The 11,192-nt window shown below is 73.6% G+C and carries 9 protein-coding genes and 1 pseudogene; 7 read left to right on the forward strand and 3 right to left on the reverse strand.

Translation table 11 applies throughout. The features are described 5' to 3' along the window. On the forward strand, positions 1–732 hold a 732-nt coding region (locus KME77_RS04430), incomplete at its 5' end, for an oxidoreductase (protein WP_219462220.1). On the opposite strand, the gene KME77_RS04435 is transcribed toward KME77_RS04430, so the two are convergent. Next, the gene (locus tag KME77_RS04435; RefSeq protein ID WP_219462221.1) at positions 727–2,394 is read right to left on the reverse strand and encodes a helix-turn-helix domain-containing protein; all 1,668 of its coding nucleotides are present in this window, start codon (positions 2,392–2,394) and stop codon (positions 727–729) included. The two genes, KME77_RS04430 and KME77_RS04435, sit on opposite strands and share 6 nt — an antisense overlap. Before the next feature lie 182 nt (positions 2,395–2,576). Here KME77_RS04435 and KME77_RS04440 point away from each other — a divergent pair, with 182 nt between their 5' ends. The 3 genes from KME77_RS04440 (at position 2,577) to KME77_RS04450 (ending at position 5,269) form a co-directional block, all read left to right on the forward strand. Next, positions 2,577–2,711, forward strand: a complete 135-nt coding sequence (locus KME77_RS04440; RefSeq protein ID WP_219462222.1) for an SDR family oxidoreductase — start codon at positions 2,577–2,579, stop codon at positions 2,709–2,711. 142 nt (positions 2,712–2,853) lie between these two features. After that, on the forward strand, positions 2,854–4,266 hold the full coding sequence (sthA, locus tag KME77_RS04445; RefSeq protein WP_219462223.1) for a Si-specific NAD(P)(+) transhydrogenase: 1,413 nt from the start codon (positions 2,854–2,856) through the stop codon (positions 4,264–4,266). Between the two features lie 55 nt (positions 4,267–4,321). Beyond that, entirely contained in the window at positions 4,322–5,269 is a 948-nt protein-coding gene (locus tag KME77_RS04450) for a DMT family transporter (protein WP_219462224.1), read from the forward strand. Between the two features lie 45 nt (positions 5,270–5,314). Here KME77_RS04450 and KME77_RS04455 read toward each other — a convergent pair whose 3' ends face one another. Together KME77_RS04455 and KME77_RS04460 are read right to left on the reverse strand one after the other, a co-directional pair. Next, on the reverse strand, positions 5,315–6,109 hold the full coding sequence (locus KME77_RS04455; protein WP_219462225.1) for a DoxX family protein: 795 nt from the start codon (positions 6,107–6,109) through the stop codon (positions 5,315–5,317). 35 nt (positions 6,110–6,144) lie between these two features. After that, positions 6,145–7,674 carry an MFS transporter gene (locus KME77_RS04460; RefSeq protein WP_219462227.1) on the reverse strand — a complete coding sequence of 510 codons (1,530 nt, stop codon included), beginning with the start codon at positions 7,672–7,674 and terminating at the stop codon, positions 6,145–6,147. Positions 7,675–7,859: 185 nt separating this feature from the next. On the opposite strand from KME77_RS04460, the gene KME77_RS04465 reads away from it, so the two are divergent. From KME77_RS04465 to KME77_RS04475, 3 genes and pseudogenes are all read left to right on the forward strand, one after another. Then, on the forward strand, positions 7,860–9,581 hold the full coding sequence (locus KME77_RS04465) for a tetratricopeptide repeat protein (protein WP_219462229.1): 1,722 nt from the start codon (positions 7,860–7,862) through the stop codon (positions 9,579–9,581). Positions 9,582–9,591: 10 nt separating this feature from the next. Beyond that, complete coding sequence (locus KME77_RS04470) at positions 9,592–10,488, forward strand: haloalkane dehalogenase (RefSeq protein ID WP_219462231.1); 897 nt, start codon at positions 9,592–9,594, stop codon at positions 10,486–10,488. A 64-nt stretch (positions 10,489–10,552) separates the two neighbouring features. Next, positions 10,553–11,192 (forward strand): annotated as a pseudogene (locus KME77_RS04475) (AAA family ATPase); the annotation flags it as partial.

Raw genomic sequence — 11,192 nt, forward strand, 5'->3', positions numbered from 1 at the left:
GAGTACGGCGGGCACGGCCCGTGGCCGACGCCCCGGGCCATGAGCGAGACCGACGTCAAGGAGGCGCTGGCCGGCTTCGTGAGCGCCGCCGTGAACGCCCGCGAGGCCGGGTTCGACGGCGTGGAGGTGCACGCGGCCAACGGGTACCTGCTGGACCAGTTCCTCACCGGCTACACCAACCGGCGCGACGACGCCTACGGCGGGTCCGTCGCCGGCCGGGTGCGGCTGACGGCGGAGGTCGTGGCGGCCATCCGCGCGGAGATGGGCGCGGACTGGTGCGTCGGCGTCCGGCTGTCGCAGACCAAGGTGAACGACTTCGAGCACCGCTGGCCCGCCGGCGACGCGGAGCCGATCTTCGCCGCCCTGGCGCGGGCGGGGGCGACGTACCTGCACATCGCCAGCGAGGGCCGGGACTGGATCGAGACCGCGCGGCTGGACGGCGGGCACACCATCACCGGGCTGGCCCGGCGGGTGACGGGGCTGCCGGTGATCGCCAACGGCGGGATGCACGACCCCGGGCAGGCGGCGCGGGTGCTGGGCGACGGGCACGCCGACTTCGTCTCGGTGGCCAGGGGCGCGCTGGCCAGCCCTGACCTGCCGCGCCGGCTGGCGGAGGGGGCGGCGGGGGAGCGCTTCGACCGTTCGATGCTGGAGCCGATGGTGACCCTGGACAACGTCCGCCGGTGGCGGCTGTCCGCCCCCCTAGTTCCCGTAGTTCCCGAAATTTCATGACATGTCGGCGGCCTGCAGCGCCAGGAACAGGTCGACGCGACCGGCGGTGCGGGTCACGTCGCGGCCGGTCAGCTCGGTGACCTTGGCCAGCCGGTTGCGCAGGGTGTTGACGTGGACGTGCAGCGCGGCGGCGGTGGCCGCCCAGTGGCCGTCGTGCTCCAGGAACGCCCGCAGCGTCGCCTCCAGCTCACCGCCCCGCCTGGCGTCCAGCTCGCGCATCGGGGCGAGCACGCCGCCGAACAGCGTGCGGAGGGCGCCGGCGTCCTGCGTGCCGAGCAGCAGCCGGTAGGCCGACAGCCCGGCGAACGTGCGGACCGCCGGCCCGCGGCCGTCGCGCCGCAGCGCCTGGCACACCTCACGGGAGCGTACGAGCGGCTCGCGCAGCCCGGCCGAGTCGCTCGCGACGCCGCCCAGGCCCACGACGGGACGGCGGCCGGGGAAGCGCTCGGCCACGGCCGCGACGAGCCGCTCGGCCAGGGTGACCTGTCCGCGTTCACCGCGCCGCCTTTCCGACCCGGCCGCCGTCCCGTCGTCGCCTCCGCGCCACGGCAGGACCGCCACGACGTCGCGGGACCCGCCCGCCACCACCACCGGGATCCCGCCGGAGACGAAGAACTCGCCGGCCGCCTCGGCCAGCCCGGGCAGCGTGGCCTCCCCGTCCGCGAACGCCAGCGCCCACACCGTCAGCGGCCCGTCCGCGTCCACCCCGAACGCCTCCAGCCGCCCGCGCGCCTCCGCCGCCCGGCTGCCCCCCGACAGCACCATCTCCAGCAGCTCACCGGCGAAGCGCAGCTCGATGGCCTGCACCGCCTGCCGTTTGGCGACCTCCAGGCTGAGGAACCTGGCCGCCTGCTCCAGCGCCTCCCGCTCCGCCGCCGTCAGCTCGCCGAGCGGCCGCAGGCACACCAGCGCCGCGTCCACGTCACCGACCGCGCCCACCAGGAACAACGCCGCCCGGCCCGGCATGCTGCCGGTCGCACTGCCTGCGGTGGTGTCCGCCGTGCTGCCGGTCGCACTGCCCGCCGTGCTGCCCGTCGGGCCGAGTTCGACCTCCAGCGGCGGCGGGCGGCGCGCCAGGCCGGCCGCCACCGCCTGGAGCTGCCCGGCGTCCAGCTCGGCTCCGGCCTTGGCCAGCGGGCGTCCCAGGCGGTCGACCACCACGAGCGGCAGCTCATGGTCGCGCCGCAGCACCCGCAGCACGCCGGACGCGCCGCTGCCCTGGGAGATCGCCGTGGCCAGCGCGTCGCCCCGCCGCACCATCCCGGCCAGCGCGCTCTGCCGCTCCTCGGTGCGCCGGGCGGCGACCGCCTCGGAGAGCGCGGTGAACGGCACCGCCGCCGAGATCTCCAGCAGCGGCATCGCGGCCCGCGCGCAGGCGGCGACCAGCGCGTCCGGCGTGGCGGGCAGCTCGGGGCGCAGGCCGAAGACGATGCCGGCCGCCCCGGCCCGCCTGACGTTCGCGACGAACCCGGCCGCCGCGATCCGGCCGGACCACAGGCCGTTGGTCAGCACCAGCTCGCGCGGGCGCACGTAGAGGGACGGGTCGGACAGCTCGGTGGTGTGCACCCAGGCGACCGGCTCCTCCAGGGCGCCGTCCGGCCCGGGAACCAGGACCCGCAGCCCGAGCTCGCCGTCCTCCACCAGGGACTTGAGGGTGAACACCTGCCCAGTGTGACGTACCGGGAGTGGAGATTCCTCCAGGGCGGCCTGCCCGCGGCCGGCCATGAGGGCGGGTCTAAACTGTGCCCCCGGTTCTGGAGATCTTGGGGGACGAGTCATGAGATTTCGTGATCAGGTGGTTCTGGTGACCGGGGGCGGCTCGGGGATCGGCCGGGCCGGCGCCCTTGAGGACCACCAACCCGAGCGGCCGCGTCGCCACCCTCGACGAGATCGCCGCCGCGGTCCTCTACCTCGCCTCCCCGGACGCCGCCTTCACCGTGGGCACGGACCTGGTGGTGGACGGCGGCGCCGCCGCGTAACCCGGCCGTTGGTGTACGGCCGGATCCTGTTCTGGCGGTGATGTCCCAATAGAGGGACACTTGGCGGGTGGCCGATACGGACGACGTCGTCATGGGTACGGAAAGCGACGGCCACCCCCCTCGGCCGGAAGGTGTGCGTTTGATGTACGACTTCGATCTCCTTGTGCTCGGAACCGGCCCCGGCGGCCAGAAGGCCGCGATCGCGGCGGCCAAGCTCGGCAGGAAAGTGGCCGTGGTCGAGAGACGGCACATGATCGGCGGCGTGTGCATCAACACCGGCACCATCCCGTCGAAGACCCTCAGGGAGGCCGTCCTCTACCTGACGGGGCTCAACCAGCGCGAGCTGTACGGGGCCAGCTACCGGGTCAAGGACGAGATCACGGTCGGCGACCTGGGGATGCGCACCCAGCACGTGATCGGCCGGGAGATCCAGGTCATCCGCAGCCAGCTCGGCCGCAACCACGTGACCGTCATGCACGGCACCGGCCGCTTCCTGGACCCGCACACCATCGGCATCACCGAGAACGAGGAGCGGGAGGAGCGCAAGGTCACCGCCGAGAAGATCGTGATCGCCACGGGCACCTCCCCGGCCCGCCCGGACAGCGTGCAGTTCGACGACAGGACGGTCATCGACTCCGACGCGATCCTGCACCTGGAGAGGGTCCCCGAGACGATGGTCGTCGTGGGGGCGGGGGTGATCGGGATCGAGTACGCGTCGATGTTCGCGGCGCTCGGCACCAAGGTCACCGTGGTGGAGCGGCGCGAGCGGATGCTGGAGTTCTGCGACCTGGAGATCGTCGAGGCGCTCAAGTACCACCTGCGGGACCTGGCCGTCACGTTCAGGTTCGGCGAGAACGTCGCCGCCGTCGAACGCCGCAACAGCGGCGCCCTGACCATCCTGGAGAGCGGCAAGAAGATCCCCGCCGACTGCGTCATGTACTCGGCCGGACGCCAGGGCACCACCGCCGAGCTGTGCCTGGAGGCCGCCGGCCTGGCCGCCGACGACCGCGGCCGCATCCAGGTGGACGCCAACTACGCCACCACCGTCCCGCACATCTACGCCGTCGGCGACGTCATCGGCTTCCCCGCGCTCGCGGCCACGTCCATGGAGCAGGGCAGGCTGGCGGCCCAGCACGCGTGCGGCGAGCCCGTCACCGACACCCACGAGCTGCCGCCGATCGGCATCTACACGATCCCGGAGATCAGCTTCGTCGGGAAGTCCGAGGACGAGCTGACCCGCGACAAGATCCCGTTCGAGGTGGGCATCTCCCGCTACCGCGAGCTGGCCAGGGGACAGATCATCGGCGACTCGTACGGCATGCTCAAGCTCCTGGTCTCCTCCGAGGACCGACGGCTGCTCGGGGTGCACGTGTTCGGCACGGGCGCCACCGAGCTGGTCCACATCGGCCAGACCGTGATGGGCTGCGGCGGGACCATCGACTACCTGGTCAACGCCGTGTTCAACTATCCGACGCTGGCCGAGTCGTACAAGGTCGCCGCCCTCGACGCGATGAACAAGATGAGGGTGGTCGCCCGCCTCACCGCGGAGCTGTGAGTGTCGGTGGCGGCTTGTACGCTCCTCTGGGTCATCGGATCAGGAGGACGTACAAGTGCGCACCAAGGACGTGGGCAGGTGGCTGCCCGGCTTCCTGCTGCTGGCGCTCATCTGGGGCAACAGCTTCTTCTTCATCAAGATCACCATTGAGGCCCTGCACCCGCTCCAGGTGTCGTTCGGCCGGATGGTGATCGGCGCCGCCGTCCTGCTGCTCGCGCTGGCCGCGGGCAGGCGGGTGCTGCCGCGCGACCCCCGCTTGTGGGGCCACTTCCAGGTCGCCTCCATCGTGCTGACCACGCTGCCGTTCACCCTGTTCGCCTACGGCGAGCAGTACGTGTCCTCCGTCGTCGCCGCCATCTGGAACGCCACCACGCCCCTGTGCACGATCGCCTTCACGCTCTTACTGCGCGCCGAGAAGGCGACCGGGGCCCGCGTCCTCGGGCTGGGGCTCGGGTTCGCGGGCGTCATGGTCGTGCTCGGCGTCTGGCAGCCCATGACCGGCGGGCAGCTCGGCGGCAGCCTGGCCTGCTTCGGCGCGGCCGTCTGCTACGGCGTCGGCGGCGCGTACATGGGCCGCTTCATCACCGGCCGCCGCTCCGAGCCGGCCGTCGTGCTGGCCGCCGGACAGCTGCTCAGCGGGGCCGTTCAGGTGGGCGTGGTCACGCTGGTGGCCGGGGTGCCGCTGGCCGACGTCTCGGCCCCGGCCCGCGTCTGGTGGAGCCTGGCCGCGCTCGGCGGGCTCGGGACCGGGGTGGCGTACCTGCTGCTGTACTGGGTGCAGGCCAGGGCCGGGGTGACCACGACGTCCACGGTGACCTACCTGCTGCCGGTGTTCGCGGCGCTCTCCGGCGTGGTGGTGCTGGGGGAGAGGCTGAGCTGGAACCAGCCGGTGGGGGCCGTGGTCATCATGGTGGCGATCGCCTGCACGCAGGGCGCCCTGCTACGGCGCCGGCGTCGTACGGGTGATCCCGCGCCGGACGACGTGCCCGCCACCACGACCTGACCGCTCCCCCGGTGGGGTGCGAACGGTGTGTGGCGGGCACGGGTGTCACTCGTCGGGAGACGTGCGGCGGCCTCTGGCGGGCGGCTTCTTGCGGCCCGCCACCAGGGTGTCCCCCGGCGCGGGTGACGCGGAGGGCTCGTCGGCCGGTTCGGCCGAAGGGCTGCGGCGGGGACGGGGGTGCGGGGCCGTGTCCTCCAGACCCGGCCCGCTCTCCTCGCCACCCGAGGGGCGGGAGGCCGACGACCGGCCCGACGCGGGCTTGCCGCCGGAACCGCCACCGGAGCCACCAGGGCCGGAGCCGGTGGCGCCACCGGAGCCGGCCGGGCCGGAGCCGCCGGAAGGGCCGCCCTTGCGCGGAGCGGGAAACCCGGGCGAGTCCGGGTCGCGCAGCGCCGCGATGACCTCGTCCGCCTCCGTCTCGGCGGCGAACTCACTGGCCGCGGCCGATTCCCTGCGCCGGATCACCACCATGTGGTCCACCGACACCCGTCCGGCGCCCACCACCGCGAGCAGCAGCGCGGCCACCCCCAGCAGGACCAGCTCGTTCGTGCTGATCGGGTTGAGGGGTGGCGCGACCAGGAAGACGGCGAGCGCCTCGGCGAACAGCACCAGCCCGATCAGGGACACGATCAGCCCGGCGATCAGCAGCGCGCCGCCGATCAGCTCGGTGAGCATGGTGATCGTGGCCCAGGCTCTGGGCGCGGGCGCGCCCTGGGCGAGGAACTTGTCCCCGGTGACGTTCAGGCCGTCCTCCAGCTTGGTCCACCCGTTCGCGAAGAATATGCCGCCCACTCCTAAGCGGGCGACCAGCGAAGCGAGATCGCGGAGGGCCTGTTTCACGGTAGTTGTCTGCCCTAATCGGGACATCACACACCTCAATCACGGCGCAGCAGCGTGGCCACGGCGACGGCGGTCAGGCTGAGCAGGACGACGCTCACGACGACAGTCGTGTGCAGGGCGTTCACGAAGGCCCACCGGGCGGCGTCGAGGAGCGCGCCGCCGGGCCCGCCGCCGATCTGGCCGGCGACGTGGGCGGCGCTGGCGAGCGACTGCCGGGCCTCGTCCATGCCGCCGGAGGACACTCCCGGCACGGCGGGCAGGGCGGGCGCGTACACGATCGTGGTGATCGTGCCGAGCACGGCGACGCCGAGACCGGCGCCCAGCTCGTACGCGGTCTCCTCGATGGCGGCGGCGCCGCCCGCCTGGGACTCGGAGGCGGCGGACATGATCGTGTCGGAGGCGGCCAGGAGCGCGACCTGCACGCCGAACCCGATGCCCACGAAGCAGATCGCCAGCATCACGGGATGGGCCTCGACGCCCCAGGTCAGGGTGGGGGTGAGGGCGAGCGCGACGAGGCCGAGGCCACCGCTCATGGTGGCCCGCAGGCCGGCCCTGGGCAGGATGTGGGCCGCGGCGAGGCCGCCGGAGATCGCCGAGACGACCAGCGGCAGCATCCGCACGGCCGCGTCCAGCGGGCTGTCGCCCAGCACCAGTTGCAGGTACTGGGCCAGCATGAGCTGGAGCCCGACCAGCGCGAACACGCCCAGCAGCACCCCGGCCACGCCCGTGGTGAACGCGCGGTTGCGGAAGAGCCCCAGCTCCAGCAGGGGCGAGCGCAGCCGTGTCTGCCGTACGACGAACCAGACCAGCAACGCCAGCCCGCCGAGGAAGACCAGGGCCGAGGCCCAGAACGGCAGCAACGTGCCCGCCCCGGCCTCCTTCAGCCCGAACGCCAGCGCCAGGATGCCGGCCACGGACAGGGCGGCGCTCAGCCCGTCCCACGGCCGCCGCGCGCTCGGGCGCGACTCGGGCAGCAGCTTGGCCGCCGCGGGCAGCAGCACGAGCAGGATGGGCACGTTGATCAGGAAGACCGCGCCCCACCACAGGCCGACGAGCACCCCGCCGATGAGCGGCCCCACGGCGGCGCCGGCGGCGGCGACCGCGCTCCAGACGCCCAGCGCGATGGCGCGCTCGCGTCTGTCGGTGAAGACCTGGCGGATGAGCGACAGCGTGGCGGGCATGATCATCGCCCCGCCGACGCCGAGCAGCGCCCTGGCCATGATGAGCACCAGGGGCGTGGGGGAGAAGGCGGCCAGGGCCGAGGCCGCGCCGAACAGCACGAACCCGGCCAGCACCAGCCGTTTGCGTCCGTAGCGGTCGCCGAGCGTGCCGAACAGCACGAGCAGCGGCGCCACCACCAGCGAGTAGACGTCGATGATCCACAGCAACTGGATCGAGGAGGGCTCCAGCGCGGCGGTGAGCGCGGGCACGGCTATGTGGAGGACGGTCGCGTCCACGGTGATCAGAAGCAGGCTCAGGCAGAGCAGGACCAGGATGGACCAGCGGTTGTCCCGGTGTCCCTGCACCGCGCGCCGTAGGAGTGGCGCGGCCTGAGTGACGGTCATTGGCCTCCTTGCAGGCCGATCCGATCACATTCGAGGCCCACATGAACTTGCGTGGCAGCTTAGGCCATGCCATGGCGTGGGGACAGCGGTATCGGTCTATCCACAGGCCAGGGGCACCTCTCTAGAGAGACACAGCCATATGTCCCGACCTATCCATCCTTGTCCAGTCAGCCGATCATGGGGGCGTGGGGACCCCGGTAAGTACCGATAATTCCGACAAATCCCCTCGCGAGTGGTGCGAAGAAGCGGTCACCAGCCTCAGGAAAGGACAGCCGGAGACGGCGCTGGAAGCCGCCACCACGGCCGCCGACCTGGACCCGGCCAGCGAGTGGGCCTACCGGCTGATCAGCCTGGCGCTGGAACGCCAGGGCCGCGACGCCGACGCCGTCGCCCCGGCGGAGCACGCGGTCAGCCTCGCGCTGGGCTCCTGGCCGGCCCGTCTGCGGCTGGGATCGGCCCTGCGCCGCGTCCCCGGCCACTGGGACGAGGCCGTCGAGCAGGCGGCGCTGGCCCGCGCGTACGCGCCGGAGGAGGCCGACCCGCACGTGCTCCGCGGCGACCAGGCGCTGCTGCGCGCCGAGCACGGCACCGCCGAGCGCGCCTACCTGGCCGCGCTCGACCGCGACCCCGCCCACCCGCAGGCCCGCGTCAACCTCGGGCTCACCTTCCTGCGCTGGGACCGCCTCCCCGCGCACCGCGACCCGGCCTGGCCGCTCGACCCGCGTGAGAGCGGCCGGGCCAGGCGGGCGCTGGAGGTGTGGTCCCGCCAGTCCCGGCTGCTGGTGGCGCTGGCCACGATCGCCGTCGCCGTGGCCGCGCTCGTCCTGGATCGGGGGCGCGAGGCGCAGACCGGCGGGTTCCTGGTGCTGGCGCTACTGGTCCCGATCACCGTCAGGCAGGCGCGCAGGGTCGGCGTGTGGGCGTACGTGCCCGCCATGCTCAGGCGAGACCCCTGGCTCGGCGCGGCCGTGGCCTCGGCGGCGCTGTCGGTGGCGGCGTTCGCGGCCTGGCTGGCGCTGGGCGCCCTGCCGGACAGGCCGCCGGCGTTCGACCCGGTGTGGGCGGGTCTGGCGGGGATCGTGGTGCTGAGCTGGCCGGTGTCGGCGGCCGTGCGCACGCTGGCGGAGCTGTGGCGCGGCAGCCCGATGCGGGCGCTGGCCCAGTTCACCCGGGTGCCCGCCGAGCGCACGGCCAGGCGGAATGTCGGCGTCACGCTCTGGATCGTGCTCGGCAGGACCTGGTCGGTGCTGGTGCCCCTGGTGTGCGGGGCGCTGGCCGTGGAGCCCAGGGCCGCCGTGCTGGCCGTGGCGGTGCCGTACCCGCTGCTGGCCGGCTACGGGCGCGCCCGCCACGGCGAGGACAGATGGCTGCCGGTCGCGATCGCCCTGGTCGTGCTGGCGTCTGCGGCCTGCGCGCTGGGCGGCCTGCTGGGGCCGGCCTGGGCGTGGCGGACCGGCCTCGGGGCGCTCGGCGCGGCCGTCGTGGTGTTCGCGCTGCACGCCCTGCGGGCCTGGTGGCGCGGCGTGCCCGGCCCCGGCCGCACGTCACTGGTCATGTGCGACCTGCCCGCCGGCGACACGCCGTCCGTCGCGCTCGACCCCGAGGTACGCCAGGCGTTCGCCTACTCCAGAGGCGTCGTGCTGGCCTTCGGCGACCCGCTCGGCCCGAGGGCCGCCGGCGCGGGGGCCACTGTCACCGCGTCGGGTGAGCTGCGGCTGGTCGCCGAGCCGCAGGCCCGCGAGGCAGTGGAGGCCGACCCGCGGGTGGCGGTGTTCGCGGCCGACCCGCTGCAGCGCAGGTTCTGGGTCGAGGTGCGCGGCATCGCCGTGGCCGACTCCGGGCTGCTGCGGGTCACCCCCAAACAGGTGCTCACGGGAGAGTTCCCCGGCCGGCACCAGCGGCGTTAGCGTCGGACCCATGCGGACACTGAGGACCCCGGAAGAGCGCTTCGCCGACCTGCCCGACTTCCCGTACGAGCCGCGCCACGCCGAGGTGGGGGACGGCCTGCGCATGGCGTACGTCGAGACGGGCCCCGCGGACGGGCAGCCCGTCGTGCTCCTGCACGGCGAGCCGACCTGGTCGTTCCTCTACCGCCACGTCATGCCGGAGCTGGCCGCGGCCGGGCTGCGGGCCGTCGCGGTGGACCTGATCGGGTTCGGCCGCTCGGACAAACCCGCCGAGACCTCCGACCACACCTACGCCCGGCACGTCGAGTGGACCCGCTCCCTGCTGTACGACGCGCTCGGCCTGACCGGCGTGACCGTCGTCGGCCAGGACTGGGGCGGCCTCATCGGCCTGCGCCTCGCCGCCGAGCACCCGGAACGCGTCGCCAGGATCGTCGCGGCCAACACGGGCTTGCCGACCGGTGACATTCCCATGCCCGAGCTGTGGCACCGCTTCAAGGACGCGGTGACGAACTCGCCCGCCCTGGACATCGCCAGGTTCGTCCAGTCCGGCTGCGCGACCGAGCTGCCCCTGGCGGTACGCGACGCCTACGACGCCCCCTTCCCCGACGAGTCGTACAAGACGGGGCCGAAGGCCATGCCCGGGCTCGTCCCGATCACCCCCGACGACCCCGCCGCGCCCGCCAACCGCGCCGCCTGGCAGGTCCTGACCAGCCTCGACCGCCCTTTCCTGGTGGCCTTCTCCGACGGCGACCCGATCACCGGAGGCATGGCGCCCATCCTGACCAGGTCGATGGCGGGCGCCGCCGGGCGCGCCCATCCGGTGATCAAGGGGGCCGGGCACTTCCTCCAGGAGGACGCCGGCGCGGAGCTCGGCCGCCACATCGCGGATTTCGTCACCGCCACCTAGCGTGTCAGGACCGCCCAATCGTCGGTCGGGTGCGGTATAACCGGGGGCGGACCGGGGAGGCGTGATGCGTGAGTCCGGCAGGACCCAGGCCGCGGGGCGGGCCGCGGCGCGGGATCTGTTCGAGCAGGTGCGACTTCGCTATTTCCAGCTTCCACCGGCGGTGCGCCGGGTGATGCACGTGGCCGTGCTCATCGGCTCCGTCGGTGTGGCGGCCGCGCTCGGCTGGGACCTGTTCAAGACCTTTCTCATCACGCTGCTCGTGCTCGCGTTCGTCGCGCTGACGCTGCGTTTCCCGCGCGCCGCCGCGACCGTGCTCGTGCTGGTGGCCTGGGGCGCGCTGCTGCCGGTCTTCATGATGCTGTTCCCGCCGCAGTCGCTGGCGCCCACGCTGCTCATGGCGCTGGCGCTGCCCGTCGCCATCGCCGCGCACCTGATCCGCTGGGTGACGCCGTGGCTGACCGTGCTCATGGCGCTCGTCCCGGCCGGGGCGCTGGCCGCCGCCGTCTCCCCGGTCTCCGACGGCGTCGCTGTCTGGGCCGCGTACGCGGCCGCCGCCGCCGTCCTCGTCCAGCGCTTCGTCGCCGCCCGCCGGGCCAGGGCCGTGCTGACCGCCGACGAGCAGGTACGCGTCAGGGCCCGCGAGGGCAGGCCCGAGCCGCAGGCGGGCCAGCCGGGCGCGCTGCCCGACATCTCGGTCGAGGACG

The organism is Nonomuraea rhizosphaerae (assembly GCF_019396405.1).
Classification (GTDB): Bacteria; Actinomycetota; Actinomycetes; order Streptosporangiales; family Streptosporangiaceae; genus Nonomuraea; species Nonomuraea rhizosphaerae.